This window comes from Pedobacter sp. Leaf250 (assembly GCF_920984735.1).
Taxonomy (GTDB): domain Bacteria; phylum Bacteroidota; class Bacteroidia; order Sphingobacteriales; family Sphingobacteriaceae; genus Pedobacter.
Map to the genome: position 1 here is coordinate 167883 of NZ_CAKLBU010000004.1, position 21109 is coordinate 188991.

The window sequence follows — 21109 nt, forward strand, 5'->3', positions numbered from 1 at the left end:
TCAAATATACCTTGTTAAATAAAGAAATGAGGTTAAGTTTTGGATATTCTGATTTTACTGAAATTTAATATCTTGCCGAACTAAATTAATAAATATGCTCATTATCAACCCTTCCAATTTAAATGCTTGTAAACTTTTAGAAACGGATAAAGACTACCCCAAATACGCAATTGTTAAACTGAGTAAAAATTGTTTGACGAACTGTAATCGAACATTTTGTTAGGAATTAACGCGTATATTTTGTAGTTAGTGGCAATTTTACCGAACCGACAGCAAACAACATATGGACAAAGAACAAGGGAAAGAAATAATCGAAATTAAAAACCAAATCGCAAGACAATTTACCAAATCAGATTGGTTAGACTTGGGTTACTCGCTTGGTTGTTACGACATCATTGAAAATCACGGCAGACTTTTGAGAAGTTTAAGTTTTGGTGACGAAGATTACGAAGGGAACATACTTGAAGTATTGACTTCTATCATTAAACAAGACACTAAAAACTTTCAAGAACTAAAACACTTTATTTCGGACAAGTATTCTGCACCAATAGTTTCTGAATTTATCTCGACAGCACAAGCCGAAACACCTAAAAAAATGATAACTTTTTCGCCACAGGTTTTTGAAATTCCGACAAAACCACAAAACGAAAAATTGGTTACAGTAATATTGCCTTTTAAACTTCAAGCATCATTCACAGCGGTAAAAAATGCTTGCGACAAATTGGGTTTAGAATGTAAAAAGGCAGATGATATTTGGGAAAACGCTACTTTTATTCAAGACATCTTTGAACTAATTTTTACTTCAAAAGTAGTTGTTGCGGATTTTACTGGAAAAAACCCAAATGTGTTTTATGAAGTTGGCATCGCACATACGTTAGGCAAGACAGTTATTCCAATAACACAATCGTTTGATGATGTTCCGTCTGACCTTGGACACCATAGAGCATTAAAATATTTGCCAAACGAGCAAGGTTACACCGACCTGACAGCGGAACTAATGAAAAGACTTGACACACTTATGCCTAAACCGACAACAGAATGGTAATAAAAAAACAATTAGCAGAATATTTTTTAACTGACTCTCGGGACTATCTTTTGAGATATAAAAAGCTTGAAGAAAGCGCATCACATATTGGATTAAGAACAAAATTAGTTGTTGAGTTAATGTTTTCGTTAGAATGTGCCCTAAAATCGCTTTTCATTATTGAAACTGATTTACAAGAGAAACAAGCATATGAAAAAATAAAGAAATTAAGCCACAACATTGGAAAAATTGTTGAGAACCTAAATGAAAATAGTCAGTCTGTTTTCAAAACGAAAGTGACAATCGACTTTGACAATTATAAAGTGTTTCATAGATACATTTTTGAAAGCGAAATGGCATTTAGAGAAGAAATTGGAATTCTTGGCTCAAAGTATTATGATACAATAAACAACTATTCTTGGCGACAATCTTTTTACAACCAAATTGAGTCTTTTATTCAATACGTTGACAGTAAGAACCCGTTTGAAATTAAAACTGTTTCAATATCAGACATAAACATTGACGAGGAGATTTCTAACTTTAAAAAATTAAAAGAGATACTATCATTAAAAAACTGCCACTAACAAGGGTTTTGCAATATTGGGGCGAAACTGCAAAGTTCAACGGTATTTCTTCGGTTCAACTTTTGTGCAAAATTGAAGATTTTTGCTTCAATTGCTCCACAATCGCAAAGCCCCAAAACGTTATGTGGCATTTTAAAATACGACCGTGACAAATAAAATCAGACAATTCATACGTACACTTTTACTCGGGCAGGAACATTCTCAGCCGACAAATAAACTACGACCAGCACTTAAAAATCAATGTTTAAATGTTAAACGCATATGGACAAATGAACATTATAATGATTTTGGGTTAGAACGTATTATTCGATTGACACTTGCATTATCACTTTTTGCTTTTCCAGGACTCTACATCAGGGCTTTTTTTGGGAAGTTTGGACTACTTGGAAGAAAGTTGGGAGTTGAGCTTTATGTCCTTATAAAATTATTCCTGCCAATCATTTTTTTCAAGTTAAACTGGACCGACAATTTAGCTGTTGCTATATTTTCAGGTATAATGGCTTTTGAGACTGTTTTGTATTTAGCGACATTGATTTTTTTATCGAATGAATTTGCAAGACCAATTTCATACAGACGCTCGTTGACAACTCTATTTATTAACTATATTGAAGTATGCCTAAACTATGGTGTAATATATTCCTATTGCAATTCAGCAATTCCAAATTTCTTTAAGGAAAAACTGACAACAGCCCTGCAAGCGGTTTATTTCAGCTTTGCAACATCAGCAACAGTTGGTTATGGAGACATAGTGACAATAAACGCTTTCGGACAATATTTAGTAATCTCCCAAATTATATTGTTTCTTGTTTTTGTTGCTTTGTTCATTAACTTCTTTGCATCAAAAGTTCAAGACCCGACTTACTACAATGCTAAACCGACATATAGTGACAAGTGGCAGAAACCTCAACACAAATCAAATGCTGAAAAGAAAACACCAAATAACTAAGCTTGAATGATTGAAAAAGTAGCAAATAACAAGTTCAATACTGAGAAGCTTAATTTAAATCCTCCTGACAAAGTCAAGGAGAAACTTGAATATTACAGAACACTTTTCAATACTACACACGACTTATCTGCTGACGAACTTGAAAACCTAACTCAGAACATAAAGACATTTTTTAATCTTAAAGCAGTTGGCTTTACTGACAATCCACCTTCAAGATTAGTTCGGATTTCAGTAAATAATCGCATACTTGCTTCTCAAGGTAAAGAATTAAGTTATCTCACGAACATTTCTGAATTACTTGCACCACCAATAAAATGTACCAACTATGGACGGTGTAACATTCCAGGACAACAAGTTTTATACTGTGCAACAACTGAAGCGGGTGCATATTGGGAAACAAAACCTAAAAACGGTGATGTTATTACTCTTTCTCATTTTGAATTACGACCGAACACAAAGGTTAATTGTAATATAGTCCGCAGAGAAAAGAGTGAACCGAAAAATGCAAATCATCCACTTGTTGAGATAGGACATTTACTTGAAGAGTTTTTAATAGATTCCTTTAGTCTAGAAGTTTTACGAGACCGGCCTGCCGACTATTTGTTTAGTTCTTTACTTTCATCAGAACAGTTATTTTATCCTGTTGTTTCTGACAAAAATATAGAAGCAATAATTTATCCAAGCGTTCAGAAAAAGAAGTTTGGAGAGAACTTCGCAATTCGTAATGATTTAATTTTTGAACGATATAATTTAATTGGTGTAGAGACACGATTTATTCTTGACGAATACGACAATTTAGACCCAACATCTGATGAAGTAACCACCGACCAACTTATAGGTTCTTTTGGGACAACTGCATTTGACTTTGAAAAGGGTAAAATTCTTTACAATGAAAAAGCTGACGAAATATTTAAGTTGTTTCGACAACTTCAAACTGGTGACGGAAAACAAGTTCGATATGAACATCCCAATACTCCAAAAAATATCACATTCAACTTTACTCCGGCAGATCACTCTATCATTAAGGAAACAACAAATAATAAAGCAACTAAATTAGGGCGTAATGACAAGATTAATGTTGTCTATCAAGACGGCAAACGACTTGATAATATCAAATTTAAAAAAGTATCAGCAGACATAGAAAGTGGGAAATGCAAAATTACGAAATATTAAAAAAAAGCCACATAACGCGGGTTTGGCAAAAGTAGCGGTTCAGTGCTCAGCAGACACATTTGTGGCTAATCAAACATTTGTTCTGCGCATCAACATCTGTGGTAAAAATCGCCTCCATCGTCAAGCCCGAAAACGTTAGGTGCAAGTGCAAAAAACAGTAATAACACATGACAGACGAAGAGAACGTATATAAAACCATTCAAGAAAGAAGTAAGTTCATTATTGACAGAGGTGATGAGTGGACTAAGGAAATTTCTTCAGCTAAAAATTATATCGCAACGCCAGATCTGAAAAATTGGACTTTTGGGAAAAGTGCTGGACTTGACAATACATACCATTCGAATGGTGGAACAGCAAAAAAATGGCTGTATTCAATCGGTTTTATTGACATTTTAAAATTACCCGATTCAAAATTCAAGAAAACCGTGCTCAAGAGTTTCGAAACTTGGACTACGAGAGTAAAGACTTTTGACATTCTTGACAAATTCAATAAAGACCAAATTAATAATCAGCGTTTTGAAATCCTTGTACACAATAGTTTATTACCTAAAACCTTATTAAACAAGACAAATACAAAAGAGTCAAATCAATTTTTTTTTGATGAGGGCTTTAAAAAGGTAATTGTTAGAGAAATAACTGTAAGAAGCAGAAAGGTTGTGTCTGATGCAAAAATAAAACACGGTGTTATATGCGCAGTTTGTGAATTTGACTTCGCGAAAACATACGGAGCTCATGGCTTCGGATTTATTGAAATGCACCACTTAAACCCTGTAAAAGATGGTCAACGAAAGACCAATGTAAGTGACCTACAACCAGTATGCCCTAATTGTCACAGAATGTTGCACAAAGGGGACAGACTGTTATCTATTGACGAGCTTAAAAAGATAATAAAAAACCAGAAACGAAACTCAAGCACCTAACGCGGGTATTGCGTTATGGGCTGAGGCTAATGTTCGCTAATTTCCTCTACACCAAACGCGAAGTGTAAATATAGAAATCCAAGAAAAATTATATCCAAAACTCAAACCTACCCTGTTAAATAAGCAAAAAAGATTGAATTTTGGATATTCTCAATCTAAATTTCATTCGGTTTTACTGAAACGTAATTTCTATCATATAATCGATCGGCACGCACACATGCAAAAACTCGGCATATAATTTTGAACTTAATCGCATTCATAACTGACATTTTATTCTTTTTGTCTACCTCAACCCTTCTTATATAATATGCCTTTATTTCAGGGTCGTTCGGTATACAAGCCCTAACCCCATTATGAAGAAGAGATTTGATCCGCTTGTTAGCAAATGGCGATACTCGTGCATTTTTATTAAGACTAGTGCCTGAATTATGTTCGAATGGTGCGACACCACAATAGGACGCAAAGGTTCTAGCAGTTGTAATCGATTTAAATTCATTGGTATGAATAAGGATCTGTAGTGCAGTAACATCACCAATACCCATAACAGAAAGCATGATTTGCATCAGCCTGTTACAGTGAACATCGTTTTTCCATAGGATCTTGATACGATCATCAATTTGGGGAACTAGATCGTTTATATGATTTATCGAGGGTTGACAAAGATCAATATTTGATTTGGAAATAGATGGGTCAATAAATCCATCATCTTCCTCTAATGGAGTGACCATTATTGTTCTAACTTTAACAATACGTTCACGCAATGTTGATAAACTACTAAGCTCGTCGATAATTTTTCTGCGTGGCACCCATAGTTTTAATTCTTGCAGGTTTTTAATTAAGTATCTGGCAATACGTGCAGCATCTAATTTATCATTTTTACCTCTGATAATACCAAGAGAATTTTTGATGCGTAATGCTGGTTCCACAACAACTTTAGCTTTCATTTTTGCTAAAGTTTTTATGAGAATTAAACCATAAACGCCTGTTACTTCCATTCCAAAAACTGTATACCTAAGTTTAAAGTTAGGAACTTGCTTCAAACCAGATATAAATTCTGTTATTGATTCCACATTATTGCCAACTTTCCCGTTAAAAACATTACCACCACCATATCTTAAGCAATAGTTGAAAGTAGCTTTCGAGATATCAACACCAATAAAAAATTTAATTCTTGATAGCTTGTTTGACCCCATAATCTCAGATAAGAATCAAATCACTCTAAAGTCCTTAAATCTTTTATAGGTTTCACTAAGTTTGTAGAAAGGTCGCTTCTTCCATCATTAAGTAATCATCTTAGGGCTTAATATTGACAATAAATCTATTTTTAAACTATAATATAAGTCGCTCCCCAAAACAACCTTTATGATTGGTTGAGTGATTTGATAGTTTAAGATACGAAAAATCTATGAATACTTTAATAGGCAACAGTTATGATTATCATTAGAAATAACAAACTGTTTAAAATCAAAACGTAACCTGTTAAATAAACAAATAATTGAATTTTGAATATTACCTGATCAAAAGCGCCAATTTCCCGGGCAACATTCGAAATTTGGGTAGCAGTTGCATCCTTCCGCATTAATAAAAAATTAATATCTTGCACTATACTCATTCCCGAAGCCTAGTTATCAGAACCATGGAAAACAATCAAGTTAAGAACAAAATAAAGGAACAGAAAATAGCAGCAATGTATTTAATTTCCTTACCAATCTTCTTATTGGTTTATAATTCTGGGAAACTAGGATCTAAATTTAACAGCACAACTAACTATATTCTAATTGGGTCACTCATAGTTTTAATGACTTGTGGGATCATTAGTCTAATTAATAGTTTTCGTAAGCAAGCGAAAAGTTGAATTCAAAACAAAGATTGTGTTAAATATTAGTACAGTCTTTAACTATGAGAATTCGATCGATTAAACGACAAATTTATGACGATAAATAACTATGTAAAAAGACGAAATATCATGGATTTTTCGTACCTTCATGCGAAGCATTCCGAGTCAATAAGCATGTTGTATCCCTCGTCTTTTTGCTTTCTCCAAACTTCTTCTCGGCTGTTTCCCCTCTTAAAGCTAAAGGAACAAGTTCATCAATAATTTTTCTGAAAATTCGCAAAATTTCTGCTGCAAATGCACTCAAAATCCATTAAATTTTATCTATCTGTTAATTATCCTTTAATTAAAGGGAAGTGACCTTGAAATGGTTCATTGACAGTTTAAATATCTTTCTCCTTTCCTTTTACGAGGTTAATCTTCCAAATAATTTCATTAAATAATGAATATCCAAAACTTAAACTTGCCCCTTAAATAAAGTAATAAGCTTAAATTTTGGATATGTGAAGATAAAAAACTGTTAATAAAATATTTTGATGTTAGTCGGTAATAAAGCTATTATTGTGTGAACATAATTTTTAATTACGTTACCAAAGTCAGCAGGCTTTAGAGTTCTTTAAATAGCGAATACAAATGATTTCAAATGTGAATTTTGTCGACAAAAGAGCCGACAAATAAGCCGACAAAAGGCAGTAAAATAAGTTGATTTAACCTTAAAAAGGGTAAAATTTTGAGTTAAGCTTGATAAAACTCTTTAACCACCTTCGCAATTCCCACCACGTTTTTACCTTCATTACTATGATAAAATAAGACCAGATCACCTTCTTTCATGGCTTTTAAATTATTTCTTGCCTGATAATTGCGAACGCCATCCCAGAATGTTCGTCCATCTTCATTAAATTTTTCCCAACTGTATTTAAAAGGCTCTGATTTGACTAACCAATGATTCATTTATTATCTTTATTTAAATAGCTTTAAAGGCATATTGTTAATTCAATTTTTGGATTGGCAATAAAAAATCTATTAACCATACCGAAAACATTTACAGGCTCAAATATGCCAATTGTTTATTTCTTTTATCCAATACCCAAAACTAGCAAAACCGAGTTAATTTGAAGATACATTTCGTATCAGATGCTGAAATTTTATTTCCTAATGATATATTTATATTTCAGACATGGTAAATTAAATCCTATTGATATGAACCCTAAATGGAGACTCCTTGTAATATCATCAATAACAGTGTTCTTAATTGTAACTTTTTATATATTAACAAAGGACAAATCAGGAGAAGACAGGTTTAAAAAGGGAGTTGAAATTGATTTACCAAATTCATTTAATGTTATAAGGGAGAAATATTATGACATGGGTCAGGATGATATTTTTAATTATGATATAAAACTTGATAAAAAAAGAATGGAGAGTTTTGTTGAAAATATTAAGAAATCAAGATTTTATTTTAAAGACTCTATCGATAATCCTGAATGGGAAAGAAGTTTATATTATAAGAAGCCTTTGAAAGCGATATGGATAAAAACACCAAAGGGATATTTTTTTAAAAGGATCGGGAACCTTGCTTTTTATTCCTTACGTGTTGATACCGTAACAAACGTTTTAAATTTCCAGGAGTCTTTAAATTAATATTAAGCTATTTGCAATAACATTTCTCATTGTTTTGAATTTATTTTTCATAAAAAAAGGCGTTCCTGTTAAAGAAACGCCTTCGATCAAATATTGATTTTAATTAATCTTTCTTCATATCCAATGCAGTTTTGATACGATCAGATAAATCTTGCAAGTGATATTTATTTAAACTAGTTGCCGAAGTTGCACCTGTATCTATCATAGTCCCCAATTCTTTTAATTGACCTTTCACTACAGACAGCACATCAGTTTGAGCAGGTGTTAAACCTTCCTGGTCCGATCTTCCTCTTGTCATCATGGCTGCTGCCGCTGAAGAAATTACTGGTGCTGGTTTTAAAATAGAGATGAGTTTATCTACATATAATTTTTGAAGATTTCTTCTGTATACATCAATTGCTTGATTTGTTTTTAACTCGGTAAAAATCGACTGATTTAAATCGCTAAACAAGTCAGTAATTTTATAAGCCGATTCGCCATCCAAGGCTTCTGCTGAAATTAATTTCCCCAAGGTATTATTACTCAATAATCTATTGATCGTAGAGGTTTGTAAACGACTCAATACCTGTAAGCCATTTTGATCGATATTATCCAAAATTGGCTTATCTAACATCCAAGTTGGCGTTTTAAATAATTGCGTATCTAGAAATGCCATCGCTTCTTTTTGAGTAGCCGCAGGCGTACGTTCATAAACTGATCCTACCTGCTCAACTGTTTTCGGATTTTCATAAATACCGCCAATGTTTTTAGCTACATGACCCATGTAACGACCGAATTGAGTAGTAAGCTGACCATACATATTAGACAGGTTATCGTATCCATCTGCTGGTTCTTTAGTCCATTCCGGCAATCCCTTTAAAATAACTTTTAAGTTTTTAATCCCATAAGTACTTGCTTTCATGGCATTATCCGATAAATCTTCATTTTGCGAATGCGGATCATCAGCATTGGTTTCCGTTCCGAACCATAACCTACGGTTTTTCGCAGATTCGATCGTCATTTTATTTAAAATTGGAACTTCTTGTTGTGCATTTTTAGTTTCAGGAAAATATTTGTAACCCCACTCAATGGCCCATTTATCGTAATCGCCGATGCGAGGGTACAAACCTTTTGCCGAAATTTTATCTTCAGGTTGTGCTACATAATTAAAACGGGCATAATCCATGATGGAAGGTGTATGTCCGTTTGCTTCAACCCATTTTTTATCTCTTAATAATTCTACCGGAACTGTAGAACTAGAGCCATAATTGTGACGCAATCCTAAAGTGTGGCCAACCTCGTGAGAAGAAACGAAGCGAATTAAATCGCCCATCAGCTCATCACTGAAAGTCATTTTTCGTGCTCTTGGATCTACCGCAGCTGTTTGGATCATATACCAATCATGAACCAACTTTTGAACGTTGTGAAACCAGTTGATGTGACTTTCCATTATCTCGCCACTTCTTGGATCAGAAATACTTGGTCCGCTGGCATTTGCAATTTCTGATGGTTTGTAAACAATTGCCGAGTTGCGGGCATCATCAATACTCCATGTAGAATCCTGTTTGTAAGTTGGAGCTTCTTTGGCCATAATGGCATTCTTGAAACCTGCTTTTTCAAAAGCCTTTGCCCAATCATCTACACCTGCTTTTAAATAAGGTACCCATTTTTTAGGTGTCGCCGGATCAATATAAAATACGATTGGCTTGGTTGGTTCTACCAATTCACCACGTTTATATTTGGCCATATCTTGCGGTTTTGGCTCTAATCTCCAGCGTTTTATCAATTCAATTTCTTTTACACCTTGAGGATTTAAATCAAAATCGGTATAACCAACTGCAAAATATCCCACACGAGGATCAAAATAACGGGCTTTCATTGGCACTTTCGGAAGAATAACCAACGAAGTGTTCAATTCGATTGTTGAAGAACCAGCGGAAGCCGCTCCACCACCCATTGTTGGCATCGAAGCTCCAAACGGTGATTGAGCCGCAGTTAAACTATATGTTTTAACAGTGCTAATTTCTACATTGGTAGGAAAACTACGGATGTTTTGAATGTAACTTCTATCTGCCTGCTGTGTGCCCAACCTAAAACGTGTTTTAGCCATTGGTGAACTGAAATAGAAGATATCATTATCACTATTTAAGTAATCTGTAATATCGATAACACTTCCTTTTTTATCAGGTGTGTAAGCAGCAATGTTAAAAGAAGCTGCAATGGCTTGTATATTCGAGTTTCTTAAGGACTGATACATAGAAGCTGTGCTATCAGCGCCATAGGTACGGAAGCTAACTTTACGCATAAAAATCCGGTTGTTAGGTCCTTTTTCAAAACGAATAACAGCACTACCAATTTGATCGCCGGCATATCCTTGTGCAGCCCTAACCTCGGCACCAGATTTTGAAATGCGACTCACCACTAAAATATCCCTACCTAAAGTAGTGTCAGAAATTTCGAAGAAATATTTATCCTCCAGTTTGTGTGTGGTAATCATCCCTTTTCTGGTGGTAGCCTTATTGGTAATTACCTGATCGTAAGGCTTTGGTTGAGCCCTCACACCCGAACCTAGCGCAGCACCAGCTGCACGGCGGGTAGAATCTGCTGGCTGACCGCCAGACCGCACTTGCGCTAGAGCAAAGGAAATAGTGGAAACAGCAATAAAAATACTGAGTAGTGTTCTTTTCATAATAAGTTGAGTTGATTTACCCGTAAATATATGCCTTGCTATGGCTTTGGGATAATTAAAGCAATAACTTTTAGGTTACAATTGATTTTATTCAAAACAGGAATAAAACAACCTACTTATTAAATGGTTTATCCTCCAAATACAGGATTTTCAATCAATCCAATTACATTTCCAAATGGATCGAAAATACTACCTACCCAAACCGGTCCACCTACATTTTTGGGCTCTTCATGAATCTCAACTTCTAATTCCTTCAACCTTTCGAAAACACTTTTTATATCACTAACGCCCCAATAGGTAGTGGAGTGATTACCATTGCTAAAGCCCGAATCATCTGGATCTAAGCCAAGTTCGAAACCACCAATATTGTAGCCCACATAATAAGGTTCATCGAAATACGGTTCAATTTCAAAAACCTTTTTATACCATTCTTTTGCAGCAGTTAAATCGCCAACATAATAAACTATTGTTCTTAATCCTTGTAGCATAGGGTTTAGGGTTTAGGGTTTAGGGTTTAGGGTTTAGGGTTTAGGGTTTAGGGTTTAGGGGCAACTTTGCACATTAAAAATTGTTAATTAAAAGTTTCAAATTGATTAATGAATGATCTTAAAAACAAGCTCCTTTAAAAGCTCTCCGTCATTTACATTTCCAGAACTATTCAGGCCTTTACTTTTTAAATCATATTCGCGAAGTAAACTTATTACCTGGAAAACTTTTCCTGTGTTATAGTTTCTGGCAGCAACCTCATAGTCTTTGATAAAGAAAGGAGGAACGCCTAATGCTGATGCTGCATCTGCCTTGTTCGGAACATAATGATATTTTAAAAGCTTGGTAAAATAGCCACCCAAATTGGCCATAACCATAACGATAGGATTTGCTTTCGGATTGCTGGCAAAATAATTAATAATTTTATTGCACTTCATTACATCGCGTATAGCTAATGCTTTTTGAAGTTCGAATACATTATATTCCTTACTAATGCCAATGTTTTTTTGTACCAAATCTGTATTTATGGTAACATCTTTCGATACATTAAGCATTAGTTTTTCTATTTCATTGGCAATTTTAGAAAGGTCTGTACCTAAATATTCGGCCATTAAGGCTGATGCCTGCTGATCGATATTATACCCTTTCTCTTTAATAAAATCCTCAATCCACGGAACCAACTTATAATCCCGAACTGGGTCCGACTGAAAGATCAGTCCACTTTTGCTGATGGCTTTGTAAATTTTTTTGCGTTTATCAAAATTGGCGTATTTAAAGGCTAAAACCAAAATGGTACTTGGTAATGGTTTCTCAAAGTAATTCAACACAAATTCTGCCTCCTTACTACCTCCATCATCTTTTCCCCATTTTAAATCCTGTGCTTCCTTTACAATTACAACCTGAAAATCCGACATCATAGGGTAACGTTTTGCCGCACCTAAAACTGTAGCCATATCGGTATCTTTTCCATACAAAACCGTTTGGTTAAAGCCCTTTTCGGCATCACTCAACAATTTATCTTCAATATAATCAGTTACCTGATCGATATAATATGATTCCTCGCCATGCAACAAGTAAACAGGTTTAAACTTTCGGGCCTTGATATCTTTAATAATTTCGGAAGCAGTCATTGCAGTAAAATTACAATTTAGCTTTTATCATTTAAGCATATGTTTATAAACAATATTAACTTTGGCCGCTGTTGTATAATTGTTCAAATAGTTAATTATTTAAATTGCAACGCCAAAAAAATGTTTAACCCTACTCCACTTAATCTTCCGCCTTACCCATTTAAAATCACCAGGAAGGATGATGTAATTTTTATTTTTGATGAGTTGCGCAAAAAACATTTGGTGCTATCGCCTGAAGAATGGGTTCGTCAGCATTTTATTCAGCATTTAATTACTAGCAAAAAATTCCCGAAAACATTTATTCAAATTGAAGGCGGTTTGGTATTGAATCAATTGCAAAAGCGAAGCGATATTTTAGTTTATAATGCTGCTGGTGAAAAGCTGATGCTTATTGAGTGTAAAGCACCAAAAGTTAAAATAACAAGGTCGGTTTTTGAGCAGGCATCGCGATACAATTCATTTCACCAAGCTAAATGGATTGTTTTAACCAATGGATTGCAGCATGTTTATGCAAAAATGGATTTAGAAAAAGGCAGTTTTATATTTACTGAGGAAATGCCAGATTATTTGGCGTTGTAAGGAAGTCGTCATTGCGAGAGAGTTTTTCACGATCGCAATGACGAAATATATAAATTTCAGTGATAGTAACAAAGGATCTGCCTACAATGAAAAAGATCCTTCAGGTTTCAGGATGACAATAACTTACAAATCGTAATCCCGTTTCCACAATTGTTTATTACCAGAATAAATCGCTTCGTTACACATGGCTACACAAATGGAAGCTTGAGTACCTGTAGCGATATTGGAAACCGGCAAAACATTATTGATGATCGATTTATAAAATTCATCTAAAGCATAATTAGTTCCATCTTGTGTAGCTTTGTCTAAAATCGGAATACCTCCATCCAGATTCATAACGATTTTAGTTGCTCCTGTTACACCATCAACAATTCCCAACTCTTTTTTGGTAGCCTCTTCAGGATAAAACAAGCCTGTGCTGGTTAACAATGATACTGAACCTTTCGTTCCCTTAATTTTAAACAAATAACCGTCGCGAGCATTGCCACAAGTAGCTCCAAAGTTTCCAATCATGCCTTTATCGTTGTACCTCAGCGTAGCCTGAATGTTATCATACGTTTCTCTACCATCTTTAAAAACATCAATGCCACCTGTCCCGGTAATTTCATCAGGTTGTGTTTCAAATGCCCAATTGATAAAATCTATTTGATGTGATAACAGTTCTGCCGCTAAACCTCCAGAATACGCTTTGTACATCCGCCAATTGATTTGTTTTTCCAGTGATGGGTCAGCTACTGCCCTACGCCAGTTCCAATTTCTATCCCAACGGCAATCGATTTGTGATACTTTACCCAGATAGCCACTTTGAATCATGTCCTTAACTTTAAAATAAAGCGGTGAATAACGATACTGATAACCTACCTGGAAAACCTGTTTTGGATATTGCTTTACCAATTTCTTCAATTCCAATGCCTGGGCAATGTTATAAGTCATCGTTTTTTCTACATAAACATGCTTTCCTGCAAGTACAGCATCTTTGGCGATTTTAAAATGTTCGCTTAAAGGTGTTGCTATAAAAACGGCATCAATCGTTTTATCATCCAGTATTTTTCGATAATCTTTAATTGGTTTAGCCGACGCAGGGACGAATTTTTCGGTCTCTTTCAGGCGAAAATCGAGTAAATCACAATAGGCTATTGTTGCAAATTTTGTAGGCATTGAATTGATAACCGACAAAACACCTTTTCCACGGTCACCACAACCGATCATTGCGATATTTAATACCTGATCAGCTGAAAATGCACCCAAAACTTCTTGACCAATTAATAAACTAGAACCCAGCAAAGCTGACTGTTTGACAAAATACCTTCGATGCATTTATAACTGCTTAATTTTTATGGTTCTAAAATCTACTTTGTTGCCATGATCCTGAAGCAGGATATGTCCTTTCTGTGCTTCACCAAAGTTTTTCCAATCTTTGTATTTACTGATAGCAACCAGTTTTTTAAACTCTTCTGAACCACGAACATACTCTAAAACTTTAACACCATTTAAATAATGTTCTACCTTATTATTTGGATAAACAACCAGGCGGGCATTGTTCCAGCTGCCAATCGACCGTAAATAACGGGCTTCTTTTTTTGCTGTTATTAAATCGTATAGTGAGGCTAACGTGCGGTTTCCATCTCTTCCTAACTTTGCATCAGGATGTAATTCATCATCTAAAACCTGGTATTCCAGGCCAATAGCCGATCCTGTATTTTTTTCGCTCAGGGTTACAAAATACTTTACACCACTATTTGCACCTGGGCTAAGTTTAAATTCGAACGATAGATCAAATGCAGCAAACTCTTCCTTGGTTACAATATCGCCGCCATTGGTCGATTCTCCGCCACTTGATGGTTCTACGCTAATTACACCGTTTGCAATTTTCCAGCCCTTTTCAGGAAAAGTTGTTTTATAGGCACCTATCCAGCCGTTGTTGGTTTTCCCATCAAAAAGCAGCTTATAACCTTCTGATTTTTCGTAAGCTGATAAGGTATTTGGCATTAAATTAACATTGTAAATTCCTTTTGGAAAGGCTTTTGGCTTCAAGCCTTCCGTTTGAATATTGATATTTTTGAAGTAAACTTTTTTACCATCATTTTCTAATACATTGCCAATTCCATGAACCTGTAAACCAATAAATCCAGATTGATCCAAGGTATCGATTACATAAGCTACAGGACTTCCGTTTACCCAGGTTTTAAGTTCGTTACCAATATTTTCTATGCGATAATGATTAAATTCATTCTTTTTATATAACGGTTTTGCCGCTGAATTTAATTCTAAGGGATATAGCCACAATCTCCTGGCTTCATCATAAATACCACCTGTCCAGGCCCTCGCTGTAGGATCGATTTCGACTTGTCTGCCAAAAACCAAACCTTTACCGTTATTGCCTTCTGGCTTTAAATGGCTTCTGGTTTGAATGCCCGAATTGGTACTTTCACCTTCTAATTTCACATCTAATTCGAGAATAAAATCTCCATACTCTTTTTCGGTGATTAAAAAGGAGTTTGGCATTCCTTTAGTCATGGTGCCAACAATTACACCATCTTCTACTTTATATGGTGCGGCACCAGCAACGGCTTTCCAACCGTTTAAGGTTTTACCATCGAAAAGTGGCTTTGATTTTTGCGCAAAGGCAGAAAAACTAATTAATGACAGGGTTAAAATACTGTATTTTTTGAGGTTGAACATGGTTTTGAGTTTGTCGTCATTGCGAAGAATGAAGCAATCTTAATGCTTTGGGTTTAGATAGCGATCATTTTATGATTGCTTCGTACCTCGCAATGACGATGGATTGAATGATTAATATTTAAATACTTTTCCGTTTGCGATTACTTCTTGTCTGCTTTCATCAAAAATTGATTTTGCTCCGGTACGCACCGCGGCGTTCGTCATGATGTTAGCAATTGAATGCGAATAACCTGCCTCAACCGGGGCATTTGGTGTTTTGCGACTACGAACGCATTCCATCCAGTTTCGCATGTGACCAGAAGTTAAAGCATCGCCACCCATATTTGCTCCAGTGGCTGTTTTGATTTCGGTTTTACTTAAATCAAATTCTGGCAAAAGATTGGCCTTCATACCCATTGCAGCGGCTTCTTTTTCTTTTAAACCACCTTTTGGAGAAACTTTATTGGTAATCAAATTTAATTCTCCACCGTTCGAATAGTACACTTCACCTACATCGCCAACACTATTCTGCATTCTCGAGGTAAAAGTTACCTGAAATCCATCTTGGGTATTCGGCTGACCATAATCAAAAACTGCAACCATAGAATCCCAGTTTTTACGACCATCTTTCCAGGTGTAAATTCCACCATTGGCCACCACACTTCTTGGATGTTTTAAACCTGTGAACCAGTGTACGGTATCAATTTGGTGCGACATCCACTGACCAGGCATCCCGGAGGAATACGGCCAGAACAAACGATATTCTAAATATTTCCTTGGATCGAAAGCTTCGTTCGGGCGATTCAATAAAAACCTTTTCCAATCTATATCTTCTTCTTTAAGCTTTGCAACTAAGTCTGGCCTGCGCCATCTACCTGGTTGATTAACATTCCAAACCAAATCTACCGCAGTGATTGGTCCGAATTTTCCCTCCTGAATAAATTTTGCTGCATTAGCATAGTTTTCGCCACTTCTACGCTGAGATCCAATCTGTACAATTCTATCCGTTGCTTTTACAGCTTTTAATGCGGCTTTTGCATCATCCATGGTTTCAGCAAAAGGTTTTTCTACATAAGCATCGCAATTGGCTTTTACCGCTTCAATAGTATGTAAGGCATGTTGAAAATCGGCGGTGCTAATAATAACCGCATCCAAATCTTTCATGGCATACAGCTCTTCATTATTACGGCAAGCTTTGATATCGTGTCCGAATTTATCTTTTAGGTGTGCTATTCCTAAATCTCTTCGGTAGTTCCAAAGATCTGAAAGCCCCACAATATCAAAGTTTAGTTCTTTATTGTGATTTAAGAAACAAGGCAGTAAAGTATCCTTAAACCGATCAGAAAATCCAACTGCACCAACACGAACCCGATCGTTTGCACCAATAATTCGTCCATAGCTTTTTGCACTCATTCCCATTGTTCCAGCATAAGTTGCCGCAGCGAAAATGGCAGATTGTTTAATAAATTTTCTTCTGGAATTTTCCATAGAATAAAATAGGTTTAGATTTAGGTTAGATTGTCACATAACATTAAATAACAAAGCCATTTAATAGCATACAAAATAGGATTTTTAACTTACAGACAAGGTGCGGAATCGTAACAATTTAGAAACGGTTAAAACAGAGTAAAAAACACTTCAAAATAAAAAAGCCCTTTAGAAACTTAATTCTAAAGGGCCGCTTCAAACCACAGGGTTGAAATATTTTATCCTAACATCGCCAAGCTTTCTTCAATAATCTGAATTTTAGCTTCCGCATCTGCTTTTTTATTACGTTCGTTGGTAATAATTTCTGGTTTTGCATTTTGCACAAAACGCTCGTTACTCAATTTTGCATCTACTGATTTTAAGAAACCTTGTAAGTAAATCAAATCAGCATTTAAGCGAACGCGTTCTGCATCAACATCAATATTTTCAGTTAGCGGAATAAAAAACTCATCTTTTCCAGCCATGAAAGCCGTTGCACCAGCAATTTTATCGTTTACAATTTCCGCTTCAGAAACATTAGCCAACTTGAACACAATGTTTAACCACTTTTCGTAATCTATATCAGAATTTACCTTTAAACTTAATGGCAAAGCCTCTTTAGGCGAAATTTGTTTCTGGTTACGAACGTTTCTAATCTCTGCTACAACCGTTTTAATTACCTCTGCATCTTTCAACAATTTCTCATCGATTGCGCCACCTTTCGGGAATTCGGCAACAATACAGCAATCCATTTCGCCACGTTCTGCAAACAGATCATCATGCCATAATTCTTCGGTTAAGAAAGGCATATTTGGGTGCAATAATTTGATAATCTGCTCAAAGAAACCAACCGTAGCTTTATAACTTTCGGCATCAATTGGTTGTTGGTAAGCAGGTTTAACCATTTCTAAATACCAGGCACAGAAATCATCCCAAACCAATTTATAAGTTGTGGTTAACGCTTCCGATAAACGGTATTGTTTAAAGTTTGCTTCAATTTCTACCAAAGCCTCGTTAAAACGGTTTTCGAACCAGCAAATGGCTTGTTTATTCGGATTTTCTAAGCTTTCATCAACTTCCCAACCTTTAACCAGGCGGAATGCGTTCCATATTTTCGAAGCGAAATTACGCCCTTGTTCGCAGTAACTTTCATCGAACATTAAATCATTCCCTGCAGGCGATGACATCAACATCCCAACGCGAACCGCATCAGCACCATATTTCTCAATCAATCCAATCGGATCGGGAGAATTACCTAAAGATTTAGACATTTTACGACCTAACTTATCGCGAACAATACCAGTTAAATAAACATTTGTAAATGGTTTTTTGCCCATAAACTCATGTCCGGCCATAATCATACGTGCCACCCAGAAAAACATAATTTCTGGTGCGGTAACCAAATCATTTGTTGGGTAGTAGTAATTAATATCTTTATTATTTGGGTCTTTAAAACCATCGAAAACAGAAATTGGCCATAACCACGATGAAAACCAGGTATCCATTACATCTTCGTCTTGCCTTAAGAAAGGCTCTAACTGGTGTTTAAATCCAGTTTTCTCACTTTCGTTGGCACTTTCATCCAGATGTTTTTTCTTCCAGAATTCTTCTAAAGCTTCATCTTTGGTTTTAGCAACAACCCAGTTTCCTTTATCATCGTACCAGGCTGGAATACGTTGTCCCCACCAAAGCTGACGAGAAATATTCCAATCGCGAACATTTTCCATCCAATGTTTGTAGGTATTCTCAAACTTGTTAGGAATGAGGTTTACGTCGCCATTTAAAACATCATCCAAAGCAGGTTGCGCCATCTCTTTCATCTTCACAAACCACTGCATCGAAAGTTTTGGTTCAATAGCCGCATCCGTACGCTCAGAGAAACCAACCTGCGATTTATAATCTTCAACCTTATCTAAATGACCAGCTTCTTCAAGCATTTTGGCAATCTTTTTACGGGCAACAAACCTGTCTTCACCCACCAAAATAACCGCCAATTCGTTTAAAGTTCCATCATCATTTAAAATATCGGTAACTGGTAAATTGTGTTTAACGCCCAATTCATAATCGTTCAAATCATGTGCTGGTGTAACTTTTAAACAACCTGTACCAAATTCAATATCAACATATTCATCCTCAATAACAGGAATTTCGTGATTAACCAACGGCACAAAAACCTTTTTACCTTTTAAATGAGCAAACCGTTCATCGTTCGGGTTAATACAAATTGCAGCATCGGCCATTATCGTCTCCGGACGCGTAGTTGCAACCACAAGGTAGTCAGGAGTCTGAAGTCCGGAGTCCGAAGATTTGGCGTCTATATCATCCGACTTTCCGACTTTCGGACTAACAATATTATACCTAATGTAATACAACTTTTGGTTTACCTCCTTACGGATTACCTCCTCATCAGAAACCGCCGTTTTACCAGCAGGATCCCAATTTACCATACGAATACCGCGATAAATCCATCCTTTTTTATACAGATGAATAAATGAATCGATCACGGCTTCAGAAAGATCTTCCTCCATCGTAAAACGGGTACGGTCCCAATCGCAACTTGCACCCAGTTTCTTCAACTGCTCTAAAATAATACCACCATATTTCTCTTTCCACTCCCAGGCATATTTTAAAAAATCTTCACGGGAAAGGTCTTTTTTATTGATGCCTTGCTCCTTTAACATCGCTACAACTTTCGCTTCGGTAGCGATTGATGCATGGTCAGTTCCCGGAACCCAGCATGCATTTTTACCTTGCATACGGGCTTTACGAATCAAAACATCTTGAATGGTATTGTTAAGCATATGCCCCATGTGCAGCACTCCAGTAACATTTGGCGGTGGAATTACAATAGTGTAAGGCTCACGCTCATCAGGTTCTGAGTGAAAAAACTTTTTCGATAGCCAATAGCTATACCATTTATCTTCGGTTTCTGCAGGATTGTACTTGGTGGAAATGCTCATGAATTATAATAAAAGCCCAAAAATAGCTAATTAAGCTGAAAGACTAAAGCGCAAAGCTAAAAGTTTGGTACAATACGATTACACTCTCTTTGAGAGGTACCTGCAAGTTAGGAAGCGAATGTTTTTGATTCAGTTGGTGAGGACACCAACCGATAATGTCCGTGCTATTTTTAAACAATAAATTTTTGAATGATGTAGAAGAAAAGTTTATTGAAATCTATTGGTTGGTGTCGTCATCAACCGAAATGCATAAGCCTACTTATAAATTAAAACATAATATCTATAGATTGTCTTCCTGGCTAAATAGCAATCTATTAGCAAAACAACTTACTTGCTAAAGATGAGATATGCTGCATTTCACAATAATGAATATCAGAGTTAATCCAAATCATCAAACACATCATCAAGCAATAATTCAAAACCTGGCAAAACCGATGATGTAATTGTTTCGCTTAGGGTGAAAATTTTTGATGGTTGGAATTTGCCTGAATCATTTAAGGTATAAATTAAAATACTTTGATCACTTTGGCTAACCACCCAGTATTCTCTTACACCAAACTCTTCATAAACCTGGTATTTATTCAGCAACTCTTTTCTATTGTTACCTGGAGATAAAATTTCGATCACAATATCTGGCGCACCAATGCAGCCACGATAATCTAATTTACTCTTATCACAAATTACACAAATATCGGGTTGTAACACTGTAAACACATCCTTATCTGCTTTACTTTCTTTTGGAAAACGAACATCAAAAGGGGCGGAATAAACCTTACAATGTTGACCTTTCAAAAAATTACCAATTTTTATAAAAATGTTTCTTGAAATCTCCTGATGTACCCTCGAGGCAGCAGGACTCATCTTAAAGATTTTACCCTTAATAAGCTCCACACGATCTTCAAAAAGCCAGTTTAGATAATTTGCATAACTATAAGTTAAAGTTGCATCGATTTCGCTGAATTCCCTAACGGGCTCATTAAGTAATTGAGGATATGGAAGTGGCTCTGACATAATCAAATTTACTAATTTTTATAGT

16 protein-coding genes and 1 pseudogene are annotated in these 21109 nt (G+C 35.7%); 7 read left to right on the top strand and 10 right to left on the bottom strand.

The genetic code is table 11. The annotated features are described in order from the left end of the window. The first annotated feature begins 283 nt into the window (after window positions 1-283). From LUA91_RS05185 to LUA91_RS05205, 5 genes are all read left to right on the top strand, one after another. A complete protein-coding gene (locus LUA91_RS05185; protein ID WP_231424965.1) occupies window positions 284-1045 on the top strand; it encodes a hypothetical protein in 762 nt (253 codons plus the stop codon). Further along, window positions 1039-1608 (top strand): hypothetical protein, encoded by a 570-nt coding sequence (locus tag LUA91_RS05190; protein WP_231424966.1) that lies wholly within the window; start codon window positions 1039-1041, stop codon window positions 1606-1608. Before LUA91_RS05185 ends, LUA91_RS05190 begins: the two co-directional genes overlap by 7 nt. A gap of 145 nt (window positions 1609-1753) precedes the next feature. Further along, entirely contained in the window at window positions 1754-2554 is an 801-nt protein-coding gene (locus LUA91_RS05195) for a potassium channel family protein (RefSeq protein ID WP_231424967.1), read from the top strand. Between the two features lie 6 nt (window positions 2555-2560). Continuing rightward, the gene (locus LUA91_RS05200) at window positions 2561-3727 is read left to right on the top strand and encodes an RES domain-containing protein (protein ID WP_231424968.1); all 1167 of its coding nucleotides are present in this window, start codon (window positions 2561-2563) and stop codon (window positions 3725-3727) included. 167 nt (window positions 3728-3894) lie between these two features. After that, the gene (locus tag LUA91_RS05205; RefSeq protein WP_231424969.1) at window positions 3895-4647 is read left to right on the top strand and encodes an HNH endonuclease; all 753 of its coding nucleotides are present in this window, start codon (window positions 3895-3897) and stop codon (window positions 4645-4647) included. Window positions 4648-4802: 155 nt separating this feature from the next. Here LUA91_RS05205 and LUA91_RS05210 read toward each other — a convergent pair whose 3' ends face one another. Together LUA91_RS05210 and LUA91_RS05215 are read right to left on the bottom strand one after the other, a co-directional pair. Continuing rightward, entirely contained in the window at window positions 4803-5840 is a 1038-nt protein-coding gene (locus tag LUA91_RS05210) for a transposase (RefSeq protein WP_231424970.1), read from the bottom strand. 1382 nt (window positions 5841-7222) lie between these two features. Next, a pseudogene (locus LUA91_RS05215) lies at window positions 7223-7432 on the bottom strand (EVE domain-containing protein); the annotation flags it as partial. Window positions 7433-7681: 249 nt separating this feature from the next. On the opposite strand from LUA91_RS05215, the gene LUA91_RS05220 reads away from it, so the two are divergent. Next, window positions 7682-8122 carry a hypothetical protein gene (locus LUA91_RS05220; protein WP_231424971.1) on the top strand — a complete coding sequence of 147 codons (441 nt, stop codon included), beginning with the start codon at window positions 7682-7684 and terminating at the stop codon, window positions 8120-8122. 103 nt (window positions 8123-8225) lie between these two features. Here LUA91_RS05220 and LUA91_RS05225 read toward each other — a convergent pair whose 3' ends face one another. The 3 genes from LUA91_RS05225 to holA form a co-directional block, all read right to left on the bottom strand. Further along, complete coding sequence (locus LUA91_RS05225) at window positions 8226-10790, bottom strand: zinc-dependent metalloprotease (RefSeq protein ID WP_231424972.1); 2565 nt, start codon at window positions 10788-10790, stop codon at window positions 8226-8228. Window positions 10791-10918: 128 nt separating this feature from the next. Next, window positions 10919-11278 (bottom strand): VOC family protein, encoded by a 360-nt coding sequence (locus tag LUA91_RS05230; RefSeq protein WP_231424973.1) that lies wholly within the window; start codon window positions 11276-11278, stop codon window positions 10919-10921. Window positions 11279-11383: 105 nt separating this feature from the next. Next, window positions 11384-12406: a DNA polymerase III subunit delta gene (holA, locus tag LUA91_RS05235; RefSeq protein WP_231424974.1), complete on the bottom strand. Its 1023-nt coding sequence runs from the start codon at window positions 12404-12406 to the stop codon at window positions 11384-11386. Between the two features lie 120 nt (window positions 12407-12526). Here holA and LUA91_RS05240 point away from each other — a divergent pair, with 120 nt between their 5' ends. Continuing rightward, window positions 12527-12985, top strand: coding sequence for a type I restriction enzyme HsdR N-terminal domain-containing protein (locus LUA91_RS05240; protein WP_231424975.1), 459 nt, complete (start codon window positions 12527-12529; stop codon window positions 12983-12985). Between the two features lie 123 nt (window positions 12986-13108). On the opposite strand, the gene LUA91_RS05245 is transcribed toward LUA91_RS05240, so the two are convergent. The 5 genes from LUA91_RS05245 to LUA91_RS05265 form a co-directional block, all read right to left on the bottom strand. Beyond that, window positions 13109-14302: a Gfo/Idh/MocA family protein gene (locus LUA91_RS05245; protein WP_231424976.1), complete on the bottom strand. Its 1194-nt coding sequence runs from the start codon at window positions 14300-14302 to the stop codon at window positions 13109-13111. After that, the gene (locus LUA91_RS05250) at window positions 14303-15667 is read right to left on the bottom strand and encodes a DUF1080 domain-containing protein (RefSeq protein ID WP_231424977.1); all 1365 of its coding nucleotides are present in this window, start codon (window positions 15665-15667) and stop codon (window positions 14303-14305) included. A gap of 111 nt (window positions 15668-15778) precedes the next feature. After that, a complete protein-coding gene (locus LUA91_RS05255; protein ID WP_231424978.1) occupies window positions 15779-17134 on the bottom strand; it encodes a Gfo/Idh/MocA family protein in 1356 nt (451 codons plus the stop codon). 218 nt (window positions 17135-17352) lie between these two features. Further along, window positions 17353-20073, bottom strand: a complete 2721-nt coding sequence (locus tag LUA91_RS05260; protein WP_231424979.1) for a valine--tRNA ligase — start codon at window positions 20071-20073, stop codon at window positions 17353-17355. A gap of 378 nt (window positions 20074-20451) precedes the next feature. Next, entirely contained in the window at window positions 20452-21084 is a 633-nt protein-coding gene (locus LUA91_RS05265) for a Uma2 family endonuclease (RefSeq protein WP_231424980.1), read from the bottom strand. Between the last annotated feature and the right edge of the window lie 25 nt (window positions 21085-21109).